Below are 17,813 nucleotides of genomic sequence, written 5' to 3' on the forward strand. Positions count from 1 at the left end.
GCAATTTATATGTGCATATGCATAAAGTCAATGTACACTCCGCCGTAACCGGGCCGGCGGCCGGCACTCGCGTCAAGGAGACGGACATGGACTACATCGACAAGCTGCGGATTTTCCGGTCGGTGGTGGAGATGCGCAGCTTCACGCGCGCCGCCGACATGCACGGCCTCGCACGGCCTGTCGTGTCGCGTGCGGTCGCGGATCTGGAAGCGCGTTTCGGCAGCCGGCTGCTGCACCGGACCACGCGCCAGGTGTCGCTGACCGAAACGGCCGAGCGCATCTACGAGCGCTGTGCGGCCGTGCTGGACGAACTCGACTCGCTCGAAGCGGCCGCGCAGGCGCCGACGCGCGAGCCTGAAGGCCTGCTGCGGCTCGTCGCGCACACGACGGCCGCGCTGAACCGGCTGGTGCCGCTGATCGCCGGCTTCAAGGCCGCGCACCCGAAGGTGCGTCTCGACGTGACGCTGACCGAACGCCCGGTCGATCTCGTCGGCGAAGGCTACGACATCGGCATCGTCGTGCCGTACATGCTGACGAGCGAATCGACCGTCGTGCGGCTGGTCGAACGCATTCCGGTCGTGATCGTCGCGACACCCGCGTACCTGCGCGCGCATTCGCGCCCCGAGACGCCGGCCGATCTCGCCGACCATCCGTTCGTGCCGCTGTCGCCGTCGCTGCGGCGGCCCGCCTTGTCGTTCCGCATCGACGGCGACATGCTGACCGTGCCGTTCCGCTTCGACATCTCGTCGAACAGCCCCGTCTTCAACCGCGAAATGGTGATGCACGACTTCGGCATCGGCGTCGTGCCGAAAACGCTCGTTCGGGCCGAACTCGCGTCGGGCGCGCTCGTGCAGCTGCTGCCGGACGCCGATCTCGTCGACGCCTTCGTCGAGATCAAGCTCGCGTACGCGAACCGCGCGCTGCTGCCCGCGAAGGTCAAGGCGTTCATCGACTACACGGCCGCCTACTGCGACCGCGAAGGCTGGATCGTGCCGGCGGCGGCCTGACGTCGATTGGTACAGCCGTGACAACAATCTGATCCCGCCCCGCCGCTCGCTTCGCGCCGTATTGCCCCCTAACATGTGCACATGCACAAGACTACGCTCACCGATGACGATTGCTTCGCGGTCCGGCAAGCCGCCCGCCGGATCTCGCAGTTCTACGAGCGTTACCTGTCTCGGGCGGGCGTCACGCCGTCGCAGTACAGCATTCTCGCGCTGCTGCGCGACCGGCCGGGCCTGACGATGGCGAGGCTGTCGGCCGTGCTGGTAATCGAACGCACCGCGCTGCTGCGCGCGCTCAAGCCGCTCGTCGCCGCGGCGCTGGTGGCAGGCCGGATCGAGCCGCCATGCCGCCGCCAGACGTTCGCGCTGACCGCGCACGGCGAAACGAAGATCGCCGACGCGCAAGTGCACTGGCTCGCCGCGCAGGAAGCGTTCGAGCAGCGGTTCGGGTCGGCGCAGGCGGCCCGCCTGCGAGACGAATTGTTCCGGATCACGCACAACCTGCCGGAGCGCTAGCCCCTTTCCCGATCGACGATATCTCGTCGATCGACTTGATAAGTGCATATACATAGGTGAATCGATGGATACGACCCAAGCCGCTGCGTCATCACGTGAAGCAGCCACACTCGACCGGCCCGCGAAGCAACAGCGCCGCGTGCCGTGGATGCGCATCGCGGTGGGTGCCGTCGTCGTCGTCGTCACCGCCGCAGCACTCGACTGGCTGTTCGTGCTGCGCTTCCAGGAAAGCACCGACGATGCGTATGTCGGCGGCGACGTGACGGTGCTCGCGCCGAAGGTCAACGGTTTCGTCGACAAGATCCTCGTGACCGACAACCAGCGCGTGAAGGCCGGCGACGTGCTCGTGCAGCTCGATGCGCGCGACTACGACGCGAAGCTCGCGCAGGCCGGCGCCGAAGTCGACAGCGCACGCTCCGCCGTGACCGAACTCGAGGCGAAGCAGCAACTGCAATATGCGGTGATCGGGCAGCAGGCAGCCGACAAGAACGCATCGTCGGCCGAACTGACACGTGCCGCATCGGATCGCGTGCGCTACCGCGAACTCGTGAAATCCGACGCCGTGTCGAACCAGATCGTCGAACGCGCGGACGCCGATTACTCGAAGGCCGGTGCCGCCGTCGAACGCAGCGACGCCGCACTGCTCGCGTCGAAGCGGCAGCTCGACGTGCTCGGCGCGCAGCTCGCCGACGCGCAGGCCCGCGTGAACACCGCGCTTGCCGCGCAGCGCGTCGCCGCGCTCAACGTCGAATACACGACGATCCGCTCGCCGGTCGACGGTTACGTCGGCAATCGCACGGGCCGCGTCGGGATGCTCGCGAACGTCGGCGTGCCGCTGTTGACGGTCGTGCCGGCCTCCGGACTGTGGATCGACGCGAACTTCAAGGAAGACCAGCTTCGCAAGATGCACGCGGGCGATCGCGTCGACGTGTCGCTCGATGCGTCGAGCACACGGCTGCACGGCCGCGTCGACAGCCTCGCGCCCGCCACCGGCGCGACCTTCAGCGTGCTGCCGGCCGAGAACGCGACCGGCAACTTCACGAAGATCGTCCAGCGCGTGCCCGTGCGCGTGCACCTCGATCCGCAGCCGGGCCTCGAGCACGTGCTGCGTCCCGGCCTGTCCGCGGTCGTGACCGTGCATACCGATCACGCGAACTGAGCGGGAGCAGACCATGACCACCGCGTTTTCCGGCGACCCGGCGTCGCAACCGACGAAGCAGCGCGTCTTCGCATTCGCGCTGATGTGCGTCGGCTTCTTCATGGCGACGCTCGACATCCAGATCGTCGCATCGTCGCTGCGCGACATCGGCGGCGGCCTGTCCGCAAGCCAGGACGAACTGTCGTGGGTGCAGACGGCCTACCTGATCGCCGAGATCATCGTGATCCCGATGTCGGGCTGGCTGTCGAAGGTGATGTCGACGCGCTGGCTGTTCGTCGCGTCGGCCGTCGGCTTCACGATCACGAGCATGCTGTGCGGGCTCGCGTGGGACATCAACTCGATGATCCTGTTTCGCGGGCTGCAGGGCGCGCTCGGCGCCGCGATGATCCCGACCGTGTTCACCACCGCGTTCGTGCTGTTCCCGGGCAAGCAGCGGCTGATCGCGTCGACGACCATTGGCGCGCTCGCGTCGCTCGCGCCGGCGATCGGCCCCGTGATCGGCGGCTGGATCACCGATCAATGGTCGTGGCACTGGCTGTTCTACCTGAACCTCGTGCCGGGCATCGCGGTGGCCGCACTGGTGCCGCGCTACGTGCATATCGACGAACCCGACCTCAGCCTCATCAAGCGCGGCGACTATCTCGGCATCGTGCTGATGTCGGGTTTCCTCGGCTGCCTCGAATACGTGCTGGAGGAAGGCCCGCGCAAGAACTGGTTCGGCGACGACGCGATCGTGATCTGCGCATGGATCTCCGGCATCTGCGGATTCCTGTTCATCGTGCACGCGCTGACCGCGAAGGATCCGATCGTCGACCTGCGCGCGCTCGCCGTGCGCAACTTCGGGATCGGCAGCCTGCTGTCGTTCGTGACCGGCATCGGGATCTTCGTGACCGTGTTCCTGACGCCGCTGTTTCTCGCGCAGGTACGTGCGTTCAGCTCGCTGCAGATCGGCATGGCGCTGCTGTCGGTCGGCGCGTTCCAGCTGGTCGCCCTCTGCGCGTATGCGTTCGCCGCGCGCTTTTTCAGCCTGCGCGCGCTGCTCGTGTTCGGGTTGATCTGTTTCGGGCTCGGCTGCTACCTGTACACGCCGATCACGCACGACTGGGGCTGGCGCGAACTGCTGCTGCCGCAGGCGCTGCGCGGCATCGGCCAGCAATTCAGCGTGCCGCCGATCGTGACGATGGCGCTCGGTTCGCTGCCGCAGTCACGCCTGAAATCGGCGAGCGGCCTGTTCAACCTGATGCGCAATCTCGGCGGTGCGATCGGCATCGCGGTGAGCGCGACGATGCTCAACGACCGGCTGAACTTCCACTACCTGCGCCTGAACGAGCACGTGAGCGCAGGCCAACCGCAGGTCGCCTCGCTGCTCGATCGCCAGGCCGCGTACTGGTCGTCCGTGGCCGGCAACACGCTGGACACCGCGCAAGCCGGGCTGGCCAACCTGCACCACCTGATCTATCGCGAAGCGCTGACGCTCACGTATGCGGATGCGTACTACGCGCTGTCGCTGTGCTTCATCGTCGCGCTGATCGCGGTCGTCTTCTCCAAACCCATTTCCCTGAACGCGCCGCCGCCGGACGCGCACTGAGGTTAAGGTCATCACCGTCATGAAAAAACTACTCGTCGCCCTCGCCGTCAGCACCCTCGCCGCCGGGTGTGCGGTGCAGCCCGCGCAGCATCCGGCGCTCTCCGAATCGGTTCGGACGCTCGCGCCCACCGCGTGGGACACCGACGTGCCGCGCGCGGATATCGACGCCGCCGCGTGGTGGGCGCAATTCCACGACCCGGTGCTCGACCGGCTGATCGCCGCCGTGCTCGACGGCAACCTCGATCTGCAAGCCGCTGCCGAACGCGTGAAGCAGGCGCAGGCGCTGACCGTGCAGAAGCGCGCGGTGCTACTGCCCGAACTCGACGCGACCGCGCATGCGGCCGACGCACGCCAGAACACGCCGCCGCCGCTCGGCTATGTGCGGCAGGCCGGCGCGGGGCTCGCGCTGAGCTGGTCGCCCGACGTGTTCGGCGGCGAACGGCTCGACCTGCTCGCCGCGCAGGCGGAGCTCGTCGGTCAGAAACATGCGGAAGATGCGATGCGGCTCGCGCTCGCAGCGGATGCGGCTTCCGCGTATGTCGATCTGCGCTGGGCACAGCAGGAACTGAAGATCCTGCAGGACAACGCGAAGATCCGGCAGCATGCGCTCGAACTCACGCGCAAGCGGCAGGCGTTCGGGTTGTCGACGGAGCTCGACGTCACGCGTGCGCAGAACCAGCTCGACGCGCTCGAAGCACGGATTCCGCCGACGCGGGCGCAGATTGCGCATCAGCTCAATCTCATTGCCGTGTATTCGGGGCGCACGCCGGAATCGGTCGACCGGCTGGTGCTCGCGCAGGCGGGGGATATCCCCGCGCCGCCGGTTGGCGCACCCGGTACGTTGCCTTCGCAGGCGTTGCTGCGGCGGCCTGATGTGCTGAGCGCGTATGCGCAGGTCGAGCGGCGAGCGGCGCAAGTCGGCGTGGCGAAGGCCGAACGGTATCCGAAGTTTTCGTTGAACCTGACGGACGGGATTCTCGCGGCTTCCTATCTCGGGTTGCCGACGTTGACCGACAACCTGTTCAGTGCCGCGTTGAGCGCGACCAGCCCGATCTTCAATGCGGGGCGCATCACGGCCGATATCACGCAGAGCGAAAGCCGGATGCGCGAATCGGAACTCGGGCTACGGCAGACGATGCTGCAGGCGTTGCGGGAAGTCGAGGATGCGCGGGCGAATCTCGTCAGCGCCGATGAGGCGACGCGCAGGCTCGATAGTGCCTTGACAGCGTCGGACAAGGCGCTCGGGCTGGCGAACCAGCTTTATAAAGGCGGCGCGACGGATTTTCTGGATGTGCTGTCGGCGCAGGAGGTGTATCTGCGCGATTCGGATTCGCTCAATCAGCTCAAGCGCGAACATGCGCTGGCGGCGGTCGCGCTGTATCGGTCGCTCGGGGGCGGGTGGAGCAGGAATGAGGCGGCGGGTGGGCCGGCGGTGGAGGCTGTCGCGAAGAATTGAGCGCTGGGTCGTGCCGGGTTGGCCGGTCGTCGACCAGGACCCGTTCACGGTTGCGCGGAAGGGCCTATAGTACGGATCGGCTCAATTCCGGCACACATTGGCGTCGTGAACATTCAGGTGATCAATCCCGATACGTTTCTGGAAACGGCCACGGGAAGGGTCTGGACTCCGGAGAGAAGCAAAGCGGCATGGTCGAGCAGCTTCGCGGCGCTTGAATCTGCCTTGGCCAGCCACGCGGAAAATCCCCCGCCGATCCTTGTCGTCTGTGGCGTGCAGGGGGCGGGAAAATCGCACTGGATCGGCACGCACGCGCACGAGTATGCGCCGTGCATCTGCTTCGATGCCGCGTTGCCTGGCGCAAGGCACCGCAAGCCCATCATCGATATCGCACGTCAACGCAATGCGGCCGTGCACGCGATCTGGATCGACACGCCGCTTGACGTCGCAAAGGCACGGAACGCGCGGAGACCCGCGGATGAGCGCGTCCCCGATGGCAGTATCGAAAGCGTGGCGTCCCTCTTTGAACCGCCAACCGTTGACGAGGGGTTCGCGTCAATCACGCGGATCAAAGGCGACTGACTCGTTCCTGCCTTCACAAAAGGCATCAGGTGCATGGCAGCCCCGCAAACACGAGATGGCCGCCGGCAAGCTTGCGCAACAAGGGGCGTTCACTTCCTGACGTCACGCACAACGAAGTACAGGTTGCCGGTTTCCGGATTCAACAGATATCCGCCGTGAACGTTCTGAAACGACCCGCTTCGCCCCAGCCCGTCGAAATTGAAGCTCACGCATAGATAGCTCTGGCGCCCCTCGGTTACGAGGCTCCACTGCGCGAGCGCAGGATTGAACGCGACCGGCTTGATCCCGCCGTTGTTTCCAACGGGTAAGGCCGCGGACAATCGATAGAGTTTTCCGGAATAGACCAACGCCTGCGTCGACTTCCCTTCAGCGTAGCCAACGTCGGCGCCTTCAAATCCGACGAGATAACTTGCGTTGAAGCCGTCTGCGTAGTCGTCCTCTTGCGATACTTCATGTGCGTCGATGTCCTGAATGGCGACGGACGGAGCAGCCGATTGCGCCAGGAGACAACTTTTGATCAGGTGCTCGTGCGGCGGAGCGGCCCACGCACGACAGGAAATCGCCGTCACCATCGCGACGACCATCACGACGACACGCGTGATGCGTTTGTGCCAGAACCGGATTGCCGCGACAACGCCGGCAACGAGGAGCAACAGAAGGGCAATCCCGGAGATCACGACCCTATACGATCCGCGTCCCGGCTTACCGGTCCAGCGCCAGCTTTGCGCCGAGCCCCAACAGGATCGTCCCCATCACTGCATCGATCGGCTTGCGCAGTTTCGCGTAACCCGTCTGCACGCGGTCCGTCGAGAACAGCACGGCGACTGTGCAGAACCAGGTGAGCGATACGGCGACGACCACGGCCAGCGTCGCGCCATGCACCCATGCCGGCGCATGCGCGGGCAGCAGCGTGACGAACAGGCTGCCGAAGAACGCCGCGGCTTTCGGGTTGGTCAGGCCGACCAGCAGCCCTTTCCGGTATGCATGCACGCCGCCGCGAACGATCGGTTGGCTTGCGGCTTCTGCCTCCTGCGCCGACTGGCGCAGGCCCGACAGCGTCTTGATGCCCAAGTAAATCAGGTAAGCCGCACCGGCGATACGAATCGCCTCGTACAGCCAAGCGAGCTTCGCGACGATCAGCCCGAGCCCGAAAATCGCCATCGCGGCCCACACCGCATGCGACGACGCGATGCCCAGCGCGGCCAGCAGGCCCGCGCGGCGATTGCCAAGCGCATGGGACGAAACGGCGATCAGGTCGGGACCGGGGCTGACGCACGCCAGCAACATCACGCCGCCGACTGCGGCGAGTTGGGGAAGATAGCTCATGGCGGTTCGGGAGGATTCAGGTGAGGAGGAAGGCCGGCTTACTCTAGCACGCCGATTTTGGTTGCATGCGGGACGGTCTCAAACGCGGCGCGTCGGCAGCCGGCGCACACTCTCTCGCCGCCGACGCGCTCCTTGCACCCGTGAATTACAGCGGCGGCCGCTTCAACTTCACCCACCGCTGCACCGTCGGCCGCTCCCACTGCGCGCGCGCATAGTCGGCGAGGCGCTGCGGCACCGGATCGTCATTCAGCACCAGGCGGTTCAGCATCACCGCCAGGTCGACATCCGCGATACTCCACTCGCCGAACAGGTTTGCCGCACCCGGTGCGAGCAGCTTGTCGGCAGCCGCGAACAGCTTCTGCGCGGCAGCGTGCGCCAGACTCGACAGCGGCTCGCTCGACGGCCCGTAGAACAGCACTTCGGTCGACCGCTCCGTACGAACCGGCATCAGGTCGCTGCGCAGCCACGCCTGCACCTGCCGGGCCCGCGCGCGCTGGCGCGGCTCGGCCGGATAAAGCCGCGTGCCCGGGAAGGTCTCGTCGAGATACTCGGTAATCGCCGACGATTCCGATAGCGCGAAATCGTCATGCACGAGCGTCGGCACGCGTTGCGTCAGCGAGGTCGCCGCGTAGTCAGGGGCGAAATGCGCGCGGTTGCCGAGATCGACGGTCACCAGTTCGTACGGCAGCCCCTTTTCCTCGAGGGCGACGAAAACCGACATCGCGTAAGGGCTCGCGTATTGCGTATCCGCGTAGAGACGGAGATTACCGGTTTGCACTGCAGGCTCCTTGTCAGGACGGAGGCCGGCGACTGTGCGGCGGATGCGTCGGCGAACTCCGCGTGGATCAATGCGGCGTGTGCGACAGATTAGCAGCCGCTTGAAAGGCAATGTTCGAAGTTTTGTTTGCGCTGCGGCGGTTTGGTCAGACGGCGTTGGGCCAGCGGTAGCCGATCACTTCGTTCAACGGGTATGCAAGCTCGCGCACTTCTTCCAGCTGATTGCCGCCGAACAGATGCACGTGTTCGCCGTCATGACGCAGGTAGAAACCGACATGCCCTTTCCAGCTCGCGGGATCGTCGCGCGTCAGGATCGCGATGCAGCCGTAGACAGGGCGCTCCAGCGGCCGGCCCCATTCGAGCCACGAACGCGCGAGCGCGGAGCCCGTCCCGCGGATGCCGGCGTGCGTCATGCACCAGTTGACGAACGACGAGCACCAGGAAATCTTGTCGTCGTAGCCGACCAGGTTCGTCTGGTTGTTGTATTCGACGATGCGCGGGTTGATGCTGCCGGGCGGATGGCGGCGGATGCCGAGTTCGGCTATCGCAACGGGCATCCACGGTGGGTGGGCGGCGTCCGGCTTGCTCTCAGGGTTGAATCGGGACACGTCGTTCTCGGGCGAGTGTGATGTGCGGTCAATCTTCGCATGGATGATGCGCGGCGACGAGTACCGCCGGCATCGCGGCGCCGGACGCAGGTGCGGCGCTCGCGCATTCCCCACTCCCGGTGCGAAATGAAACGACCCGACGCGCGTTTTTCAACTTGCCCCGTCGCCCCACACTGCGTTGGTCCGCCGGTATTTCGGCGCTTCCCGACGAGGTCAACGATGACGCAGCCCCTTCTTCCCCGCGACGACACCTATGCACGTGGTCTCGCGTTGTTCGAGCGCCTGCACGGCGCGCATAGCGGCAAGGATCTCGCGCAATCGCGCGAAACGCTCTGCCCCGACTTCCTGACGATGACGATGCAATGGGCGTTCGCCGGCGTGCTCGACCGGCCCGGGCTCGACCTGGCGACGCGCGAGCTGGTCGTGATCGCCAGTTGCGTGACGCTCGGGTACGCGTTGCCGCAGTTGCGCGCGCACGTCGAAGCGGCGCTGGTCGCCGGCGCGACGCGCGAGCAGATCGTCGAGACGATCCTGCAAACGATGTTCTATGGCGGCGGTGCGGCCGTGAACAACGCGCTGGGCGTCGTGGCGGAAGTCTTCGCCGCCCTGCCCGATGCCGACGGGCTCAATGCGCCGGGTCCGCAGCCGCAAAATGATCCAGCGCAAACGCGATGAACGCGCGAAGTTTGGCCGGCGCGCCGGTGTCGCGCGCGTACAGCAGGTAAAAGTCGCGGCCGCGCGATTCATACGCGGCCAGCAACCGATGCAGGCGGCCGGCCTCGAGATCGGCCTTGACCAGCCCGAACGGCTGCAGGATCACGCCGCCGCCGGCCAGCGCGGCCTCGCGCAGCGCGGGGCCGCTGTCGACGCGCAATCGATACGCAACGGGCACTTCGATCGGCCCGTCGGGCCCGTCGAATCGCCACCGGTAACGCGGCCCCCATCGCGTATGGCCCAGGCAATCGTGATTCAGCAGATCCTGCGGCGTGGCCGGTATGCCGTGGCGGGCCAAATAATCCGGCGACGCGCATACGACCGTCCGGTAATACGACGGCAACGGCCGTGCGACGAGCGACGAATCGGCCAATGGACCGACGCGAAAGGCGAGATCGATACCGTCGCCGACCGGGTCGACTGCCGCATCGGTCAGCACGAGTTCGATATCGACGCGTGGATATTGCGCGAGAAAGGCGGCGACGGCCGGCGCGAGCTGCGTGACGCCGAACGAAATCGGTGCGGCGATGCGGAGCTGGCCCGACGGATCACTGCCGAGTGTCGACGCGGCGTCGTCGGCTGTCTCGACCCGGTCGAGGATGTCGCGGCAACGCTCCAGGTAAAGCGCGCCGGCCTCGGTCAGGTGATGACGCCGCGTCGTGCGGTGAAGCAGCTTCACGCCGAGACGCGCTTCGAGCGCGTTCAAGTGCTTGCCGACCATGCTCGGCGACAGGCCGAGCCGCTCGGCCGCGGTAGTCAGGCTGCCGGTACTGACGATCTCGACGAACACCGACATGCTTTCGAAGCGGTCCATGGTGCCTGGGTGGGGTGAAAGGGAAATGGAGGCCGGCGAACGCTGTCACGCGCGCACCGCGGCAATCTTCGCATGAATGCGATCCGCGGCTGTCGCAGTGGCGTGGCGTAAAAAAAAGCACGGGGAAATCTCCCCGTGCCTTGCTCCTGCATCCACCTTCGTCGCGCAGGCATTCCCGCGCGACCACGCGTCAGCGCCAGCCTCGGTGCCAGCCGTAGTGAGGGTGCCACCATCCCCACCCGTAGTGCGGGTGGTAGCGCCACGAGTAACCAGGAGCCGGCATCACGCCGACCGGCGCAACGTAGACGACGCCGGCCGGGGCGACCACCGGCGGTTCAGCCGGCGCCACCACACAGCCGGACAGCGAGGCACCCAGGAGCAGCGACGCGACCAGGGTGTAACAGGATTTCGATTTCATCATTGATCATCCAAACGTCGTGGCCATGTGAGGCGGACAGGCGTTACTGCCAGCCGGGATGTCGCGCGCGGTAGTACTCGAGCGCAGCGGCACGCTCCTGCTCGGCCTGGCGGGCCAATTGCTCGGCACGCGCCATGTGGCCGCCAAACTCGCCGCCATGTTCCTGCTGGATGATGTGCATTTCCTCGATGGACCGCTGAAGATCGTGCGTGGCGGCCATCGCCTTGTTGTGAAGCTCGTCGGCGAACGCGGCATTCGCCATCAAAGCGGCGCACAGAATCACGGGAATGGATTTGAGTTTCATGAGTGCAGTTTTTCCGTCTTGTCGTGAAATGGGTTGTTCCCGCAGTAGCGAACGCCCCGTCCCTGCCCCATGTTGACGCCGCGCCGCACAGACTTTGTAAATCTGTATTACGCCCCAACGGGCGGGCTTTCGCCCATGCGTCGGCTTGTGATTTCCTTTCGATCCGCACTTATGATGTCGCGAGCCACAAGACCTTCTCACCCGCCATGCGTATCACGCGCCTTCCGCCCTTCAGTGCCTCGTCGCGTTCGAAGCCGCCACGCGGATCGGGCCGAACAGGGTAGCCGCGGATGCGCGAACAGCCATGACGTTCGCACTGTCGTCCGGCCAAGCCGGCGATGCGCCGCACTGACGTGCATGACCTGAACGCCTCGGGCCACCGAATCGGTCACTGCTCCTGCCGATGGGCAAGGCGTACGAAGATAATCGCAGGACTGCGAATCGATTGCGCACGAGGTCTGGGCGCGCTTTGTTGCGCGCCCGGGTGACTCATCTGCGTTGGGTGTCGGGTGCCGCGGCGTTACCTTTAACCGCGCGTGTCGATCCAGCGACGTGCCCAGCGTGCCGAGTGCCGCAGTGCCTGCGCTTCACTCGAGAAGTAATCGAGCGAATAGAACTGGTAGCGCCCTTCGGCGGGTGCGCTGTCGGTACGTTCGAGTACCAGGTTGGAGGAAAAACTACCGTCGGGCAAACGATGCGCCGAGGGTTGGACGGCATAGCCGTTGTATTGTTGAATTTGTTTGTTTTGCATTTTAATTTTAATAATGTTCGAGTGCGCGCGTGCCGTGCGAAATGTGCACAGGCGCGCCGATTCAAAGCCATGACGGGCTGAATCTAAAGCTTTCGGAAAGCAAGAATGAGGCGTTGCTGCCGGAGGGGGGAATGAAGTGCAACGAGGCGTGTGGCGCTTGGCAAGCTGCTGAATCAACAGATGCAGCTAAGAACAATCGCGCCAACTTTAGGAGACAACGCTCCGTGAGGGTGTCGCTGCGACCCGGCCTCCATCGCAGGAGGCCGGGCCCTTCAAACTTTACAGCGGCGTGATGTTGGCCGCTTGCAGACCCTTCGGGCCCTGCTTCGTTTCGAAGCTCACTTTTTGATTTTCAGCCAGCGTCTTGAAGCCGTCGCTGCGAATTTCGGAGAAGTGAGCGAAGAGATCGTCGCCGCCGTTATCCGGCGTGATGAAGCCAAAGCCTTTGCTGTCGTTGAACCACTTGACGATACCGGTATCCATGAAGATTCCTTGAGATAAAAATATGAAGATTTGCTCTGTTGGAGAGCGCCTGAAGCGTCAAGGAGGGAGAGGACAACGAATACCGCTGCGGAGAGCGAGCAATTGATGAACAGCAATCGGACTTCTTGGACTTCGACGCATACACTAACCGCCAGGCAGGTTCGCGTCAACAGCTAACTTGTAACTGTTTCTCCTGGGAGCCTGTTTTTCAGACGAAGCGATGCGACCCTATCTCGCTGCGCGCCCTGCCCGGCGTGACTGCGGTCGGCCGCTGCCCGGCTGCGGAAACGCCCGGTCGGGCGTTTCCCGAACGCCACCGGTCAATTGCTTGCGACGCCGACGTTTCCGTATTGGGCGACGAGCGCATACCACAGCGCATAAATCTCCTTCATGCCCGGATCGTGGTCGTTGGTCCATACCGCCGTCTGCACGAGGACGAGCTTCGAGCTCGGATCCACGATGATTCTTTGGCCGTCCATTCCCTGCAGTGCAAACATGCGCCGCTCGCCCGGCAACAACCACACCTGATATCCGTAACCGAAAATCGGGTTGGCCTTGCCCGGCGCCAGAAAACCATCGCGAGGCGCAACGGTCGTTGCCTGCAACACCCAGTCGCGCGGAACGATTTGCCGGCCGTTCCACTGGCCGTCGTGCGCGAGCATCATGCCGAGCCGTGCCCAGTCGCGCAGCGTGGCGCTCACGCAGCAATAGGTGATGTTCTGTCCGGTCGCGTCGCGCCCCCACGATGCATCCGACTCCATGCCCATTTTCTGCCAGATGCGCTCGCTGGCGTATTGCGCGACGGTCATATGGGTTGCATGACTCAACACGAGTCCGAGCACTTCCGTTTCGATGCTCGCATAGTTGAAACGCGTGCCCGGCGCACGCTCGCGCGTGTTGAAGCGCTTGACGGCCGCGACTGCGCCCGGCCCGTGCGGATCGAAGAGTTCGAGCCCGAACTTGTCCCGGTCGTCGCCGGCATTGTCGTCTTCGAAGAAATGGACGCCCGACGACATGTGCAGCAGATCCCGGATCGAAGTCTGTCCGTATGGGCTGTCCGCCAGCTCCGGCACATAGACGGCCGCGCGATCGTCGATCGAGTGAATCGCACCTTCGGATAGTGCAATGCCGACCAGCATGCCGACGATCGTCTTCGCCATCGATTGCGACATGAAGCGGTCGGAGTCCGTTCGCGCGTACCGATAGTGTTCGTACAGGATCGTATCGTCGTGCGCGATCAGCAGGCCCGTCACCGGATTGCGCTCGAGATAATCGTCGAGATTGCGATTCTGCCCGCCATACGGGTAGTTCAGCGTCAGTTCGCGCCCGGACGACTTCAGTATCGACGGGGCGCCGGCCCGGGCAATCGGATCGGCCATGCGAACCTGGTCGAAATGGGTGTAATAGCCGACGAACTGCCGCTGGGTTCTCGCGTGACCGGGAACCGGCAACGGATAGTGATCGGCGGCGCCATAGGCGTCCGCCGCGTAACCGGTGTCGGAAAATACGGGTTTCGGTTGCGCAACGGTACAAGACAAAACCAGAACACTACCCACGGCGACCGCCCTGACACTGCGTAGCATGGCCAGACTCCTTGTCTGTAAGGGCTGCAGCTATCTTCAGATCATTGCTCAACGGTCGGCGTGCGATGTCGTTGACCGACGAAGTGTTTCGGATTTTTACGCGGTGTCGCCCGGTGCCCGTCGATGCCGACACCGTGATGCGTTGGAAACCATCGAGTGACGACGGATTGCGTAAAGCGTCGAACGTCCGCCCGCGACGAAATCCGACGAACGGGCGAAAACCACCGGCTGTCATCACCGGCCCGCGCGAGCCGGATGCTCAAGCCGCGAGGGGCTTCTGCATGAATACGCTCAGCGGGTCATTCACGTAATCGCCAAACGGCCCACGGCGCTCATACCCCGCTGACGCGTACAAGGCCAGCGCCTCAGGTTGATAAGGTCCGGTCTCGAGCCTGAGCAACGCGCAACCGAGATCGATCGCCCCTGACTCGAGCAGCGCCATGAGTTTCCTCGCGACACCTTGCCCGCGACCTTGCGGGCTGACATACATCCGCTTCAATTCGCCGAATTCGGGATTGAGGACAATCGCCCCGCACCCGATTGCCTTGCCCTCGCTGTCCCGCGCGACGGCGAACAGCACATTGGATTGCTTCAGCGACGCGATATCCAGAGCGTGCCGGCTCTCGGGCGGGTACAGGGTGTCCTGGTACGCATCGAGATCGGCGATGAGGGCGATCACGTCGGGTTGATCGGGAGACTCGAAGGCGATAGTCATGGCAGACGAAAACGAAGCTGGGCAAAGAGGAAATTGAAGTACCCGGCGACGCAGCCGTATTCGACATCGATGGCTGTCCGGTCTTCAGCCGCCGATTGTCAGCGATGTTTCCGGTGCTGTCGAATGTCTCAAAAAGCGGGCGAATCCATTAGCGTCGCGATACCGCCCGACTCAACGACAATCGAGACGATTGCATCCTATTGAGCAACGGCATCGACCATCGCTTGCGCTTCGGACAGAAACCGCGCATAGCGCCGCTGTTTGGGCAATTGCTGCGCGAAACAGGCTGGCCGCTGCTCCTCGGCCACGCGCTCCGCACTGCAGGCGGCAATCGTCGGCAACGTCGCATCCCGCCACAGGAGATAAACCCGTGCGCCCTGCCTGATCGACACGGCCAACTTGTTCGGCCCATCCGGCATCCCGTCCTGGCTTTCACCCAGCAGCCATGCTTTCACCACCGCATCGGCCGGCTTCCGCTTCACCGGCAATTCGGCGAACCGGAATGCCATGGCGTCGTTACCAAACACGTCGGTGTAAAACGTCTCGTTATCGAAAATCGCCGCGACATCGTCCGCCGACTTGATCCCCGCATCCGCCGTCGCCACCCAGGCCTTCAAAAGCGGAACCGTCGTCACGACGAGATTCACCTTGCCGTCGTCCGACTTCAAGAACAGTCCATCCGGCCCGGGCGTCGTCCCGTTGTCGATATAGAGACCATCGACGGTACTCCCCGCCTTCGCGGAAAAGCCTTTCGCCCTGACCTTCCCGACCAGCTTGGCCAGCCGCGCATTCACCTCGGGCGTGTACTTCTTGTCCAGTTCCGTCTTGTCGTCCGGCTGCGCCGCCCCGATCGCGTCGACAGCCTGCTTCCGATAGGCAAGATAAGAATCGGTCGGCGACGCAATCACCTTCGCCCCCACCCCGGCGATCACCGCGACAAGAACCGCCGCCCCCACTCCGATCTTCCACCTGGAAATGCGCTTCATTTTTATGGACGTCATCGAATCCCGCACCGATATGCAAAACGGCTGCCGTGAAACCACGGCAGCCGTCCCTCAGAAACGCCCCATTCTAAATCGTGAATCAGGCTTTATTCATCCACCTTGAAAGCCGACACGAGCCTGGTCAGTTCCGCCGCCTGCTGTTTCAAGCTCGCAGCGGCCGCCGCGCTTTCTTCCACCAGCGCCGCATTCTGCTGCGTCATCTGGTCGAGCGACTGCACCGCATCGCCGATCTGGTCGATCCCGGCACTCTGCTCCAGGCTCGCCTCGGCAATCTCGCTCATCATCGCGCTCACCCCCTGCACCTGCGACACGACATCGCGCATCACCTTCCCTGCCTCGCTGACCAGCCGCGACCCGGTATTCACGGTGCCTGCGCTATGCTCGATCAGCGCCTTGATCTCCTTGGCCGCCTGCGCGCTGCGCTGCGCCAGATTCCGCACTTCCGATGCCACCACGGCGAACCCGCGCCCCTGCTCCCCGGCCCGCGCCGCCTCGACGGCTGCATTCAGCGCGAGAATGTTCGTCTGGAACGAGATGCTGTCGATCATCACGATGATCTCGGAGATCCGCTGCGACGCGTCGCTGATCTGCTCCATCGTCGTCACGACCTCGCCCACCACCTGCCCGCCGCGCGCCGCCGTATCCGACGCACCGTTGATCATCTTCGCGGCGGTCGTCGCGGTCTCGGTGTTGTTGCGCACCACGGCCGTGATTTCTTCCATCGACGACGCCGTCCGCTCCAGATTGCTCGACTGCCCCTCCGTGCGTTCGCTCAGATCCGCATTCCCCGATGCAATCTGCGCCGACCCGGTCGCAATCGACGCGGACGCCGTGCGAATGCTGTGCACCAGCGTCGACAGCGACGACACGAACCGGTTGAACGCGTCCGACAACTGCCCGATTTCGTCCTGGCTCTCGACCGTCATCCGGCGCGTGAGGTCGCCCTGGCCGCTGGCGATCTCCGACAGCAGCGTCGCCGCGCGGCGGATCGGCGCGGCAATCGCGCGGCCCACCAGCCAGATCACGAACAGCGCGACCCCGAGGCCCACCACCGCCGCGACCAGCGCCGCACTGCGGATCGCGCTCGTCACGGGCCCGAGCAGTTCGGCCTGCGGCACCTCGACGACGACATACGCGTTCAATTCCGGAATGAACGACGTCGCGATGAAGCGCGCGCCGCCGTCGCCCTCGTAGCTCAGGTACGCATACGGCTTGCCGGCCAGCAGCGTCGACGACGCATCGCCGGGCAACCCCTGCTGGTCCTTCATGAAATGCTTGCCGTCGATCAGCGACGAATCGCGATGCATCATGATCGCGCCGTCGGGACGCACGAGATACGCGAACCCGGTCTCGCCGATCCGGTAAGCGGCGATACCCTTCGCGAGCGCATCGACGGACAGGCTCATGCAGGCCGCGCCGATCGGCACGCCGTCGAGCTCGACGCGGCTGTTGATGAACATCATGTAGCCGCCGACCGTCACCTCGCGGTCCATGTTCACGTCGAACGCCTTGCCGGACGACAGGAAGCCGGTCAGCCACTGATCCTTGTCGGTCACCTTCCGCTGCAGGCCGGATTCGTTGTAGTAGTTGCCGCTCTTCACGGACACCCACTGCACCGACGCGGCCTTCTGCTCGTCCTTCACGTTCTTCGCGAGCTGGATCCAGTTGCGCGTGCCGGCGTCGGGTTCGCCGTCGGCTTCCCATTGCAGCAGAAACGCGTCGCGCGCGAGAATCCTCGATGCCGCGATCGGGCCGGCCATCTGCCGCTGCACGTCGGCGCGGATGCCGTTCACGGCCGTCGGCAGCTCTTCGCGGACGACGCGATCGCGTACCGCGTTACCGATCAGACGGATGCTGAGCCCGCTCGAGATCGCGACGAACACGAGCAGGCAACTCGTCATGCTGAGAATCAGCTTGTTCTGAATGGAAAGCTTGCGCCAGAAGTGCATGGGGAACCCTCGATAACCGCTCGGTCTGAGCCAGTTTGGGTTATCGGCATGCGGGCGCGGAACCG

At 64.4% G+C, this 17,813-nt stretch carries 20 protein-coding genes; 7 read left to right on the top strand and 13 right to left on the bottom strand.

Annotation, left to right across the window (positions count from 1 at the left end):
• Positions 1–86: 86 nt before the first annotated feature.
• The 6 genes from HAV18_RS07540 to HAV18_RS07565 all read left to right on the top strand — a co-directional run bounded on the left by HAV18_RS07540 (position 87) and on the right by HAV18_RS07565 (position 6,302).
• Positions 87–1,007, top strand: coding sequence for a LysR family transcriptional regulator (locus HAV18_RS07540; protein WP_166954387.1), 921 nt, complete (start codon positions 87–89; stop codon positions 1,005–1,007).
• 81 nt (positions 1,008–1,088) lie between these two features.
• Complete coding sequence (locus tag HAV18_RS07545; protein ID WP_166954389.1) at positions 1,089–1,520, top strand: MarR family winged helix-turn-helix transcriptional regulator; 432 nt, start codon at positions 1,089–1,091, stop codon at positions 1,518–1,520.
• A 64-nt stretch (positions 1,521–1,584) separates the two neighbouring features.
• The gene (locus HAV18_RS07550) at positions 1,585–2,679 is read left to right on the top strand and encodes an HlyD family secretion protein (RefSeq protein ID WP_166954390.1); all 1,095 of its coding nucleotides are present in this window, start codon (positions 1,585–1,587) and stop codon (positions 2,677–2,679) included.
• Between the two features lie 13 nt (positions 2,680–2,692).
• Entirely contained in the window at positions 2,693–4,267 is a 1,575-nt protein-coding gene (locus tag HAV18_RS07555) for a DHA2 family efflux MFS transporter permease subunit (protein WP_166954391.1), read from the top strand.
• A 19-nt stretch (positions 4,268–4,286) separates the two neighbouring features.
• Complete coding sequence (locus HAV18_RS07560; RefSeq protein ID WP_166954393.1) at positions 4,287–5,723, top strand: efflux transporter outer membrane subunit; 1,437 nt, start codon at positions 4,287–4,289, stop codon at positions 5,721–5,723.
• A gap of 105 nt (positions 5,724–5,828) precedes the next feature.
• A complete protein-coding gene (locus HAV18_RS07565) occupies positions 5,829–6,302 on the top strand; it encodes an AAA family ATPase (RefSeq protein WP_166954394.1) in 474 nt (157 codons plus the stop codon).
• An 89-nt stretch (positions 6,303–6,391) separates the two neighbouring features.
• Here HAV18_RS07565 and HAV18_RS07570 read toward each other — a convergent pair whose 3' ends face one another.
• The 4 genes from HAV18_RS07570 to HAV18_RS07585 form a co-directional block, all read right to left on the bottom strand.
• On the bottom strand, positions 6,392–6,979 hold the full coding sequence (locus tag HAV18_RS07570; RefSeq protein ID WP_166954396.1) for a hypothetical protein: 588 nt from the start codon (positions 6,977–6,979) through the stop codon (positions 6,392–6,394).
• A 25-nt stretch (positions 6,980–7,004) separates the two neighbouring features.
• A complete protein-coding gene (locus HAV18_RS07575; protein WP_166954397.1) occupies positions 7,005–7,628 on the bottom strand; it encodes a LysE family transporter in 624 nt (207 codons plus the stop codon).
• 145 nt (positions 7,629–7,773) lie between these two features.
• Positions 7,774–8,406: a glutathione transferase gene (gene yfcF, locus HAV18_RS07580; RefSeq protein ID WP_166954398.1), complete on the bottom strand. Its 633-nt coding sequence runs from the start codon at positions 8,404–8,406 to the stop codon at positions 7,774–7,776.
• 145 nt (positions 8,407–8,551) lie between these two features.
• Complete coding sequence (locus tag HAV18_RS07585; RefSeq protein ID WP_166956643.1) at positions 8,552–8,962, bottom strand: TIGR02594 family protein; 411 nt, start codon at positions 8,960–8,962, stop codon at positions 8,552–8,554.
• A gap of 270 nt (positions 8,963–9,232) precedes the next feature.
• Between HAV18_RS07585 and HAV18_RS07590 the strand changes: the two genes are divergently transcribed.
• Complete coding sequence (locus HAV18_RS07590; RefSeq protein ID WP_166954400.1) at positions 9,233–9,688, top strand: carboxymuconolactone decarboxylase family protein; 456 nt, start codon at positions 9,233–9,235, stop codon at positions 9,686–9,688.
• Here the strand turns inward: HAV18_RS07590 and HAV18_RS07595 are convergent.
• The 9 genes from HAV18_RS07595 to HAV18_RS07635 all read right to left on the bottom strand — a co-directional run bounded on the left by HAV18_RS07595 (position 9,639) and on the right by HAV18_RS07635 (position 17,748).
• A complete protein-coding gene (locus tag HAV18_RS07595; protein WP_166954401.1) occupies positions 9,639–10,541 on the bottom strand; it encodes a LysR family transcriptional regulator in 903 nt (300 codons plus the stop codon). The genes HAV18_RS07590 and HAV18_RS07595 overlap by 50 nt on opposite strands.
• Positions 10,542–10,731: 190 nt before the next feature.
• Positions 10,732–10,959, bottom strand: a complete 228-nt coding sequence (locus HAV18_RS07600) for a hypothetical protein (RefSeq protein WP_166954403.1) — start codon at positions 10,957–10,959, stop codon at positions 10,732–10,734.
• A gap of 43 nt (positions 10,960–11,002) precedes the next feature.
• On the bottom strand, positions 11,003–11,263 hold the full coding sequence (locus HAV18_RS07605) for a hypothetical protein (RefSeq protein ID WP_155627214.1): 261 nt from the start codon (positions 11,261–11,263) through the stop codon (positions 11,003–11,005).
• A 526-nt stretch (positions 11,264–11,789) separates the two neighbouring features.
• Positions 11,790–12,014: a hypothetical protein gene (locus HAV18_RS07610; protein WP_166954404.1), complete on the bottom strand. Its 225-nt coding sequence runs from the start codon at positions 12,012–12,014 to the stop codon at positions 11,790–11,792.
• 279 nt (positions 12,015–12,293) lie between these two features.
• Positions 12,294–12,497: a cold-shock protein gene (locus HAV18_RS07615; RefSeq protein ID WP_166954405.1), complete on the bottom strand. Its 204-nt coding sequence runs from the start codon at positions 12,495–12,497 to the stop codon at positions 12,294–12,296.
• 320 nt (positions 12,498–12,817) lie between these two features.
• Positions 12,818–14,080 (bottom strand): serine hydrolase, encoded by a 1,263-nt coding sequence (locus tag HAV18_RS07620; protein ID WP_166954407.1) that lies wholly within the window; start codon positions 14,078–14,080, stop codon positions 12,818–12,820.
• A gap of 259 nt (positions 14,081–14,339) precedes the next feature.
• Positions 14,340–14,795 (bottom strand): GNAT family N-acetyltransferase, encoded by a 456-nt coding sequence (locus tag HAV18_RS07625; protein WP_166954408.1) that lies wholly within the window; start codon positions 14,793–14,795, stop codon positions 14,340–14,342.
• 197 nt (positions 14,796–14,992) lie between these two features.
• Positions 14,993–15,781, bottom strand: a complete 789-nt coding sequence (locus tag HAV18_RS07630; RefSeq protein ID WP_166954410.1) for a hypothetical protein — start codon at positions 15,779–15,781, stop codon at positions 14,993–14,995.
• Between the two features lie 104 nt (positions 15,782–15,885).
• Positions 15,886–17,748 carry a methyl-accepting chemotaxis protein gene (locus HAV18_RS07635; RefSeq protein ID WP_166954411.1) on the bottom strand — a complete coding sequence of 621 codons (1,863 nt, stop codon included), beginning with the start codon at positions 17,746–17,748 and terminating at the stop codon, positions 15,886–15,888.
• Positions 17,749–17,813 lie beyond the last annotated feature (65 nt).

This window comes from Burkholderia sp. D-99 (assembly GCF_011605345.1).
In the GTDB taxonomy this organism is placed as follows: Bacteria; Pseudomonadota; Gammaproteobacteria; order Burkholderiales; family Burkholderiaceae; genus Burkholderia.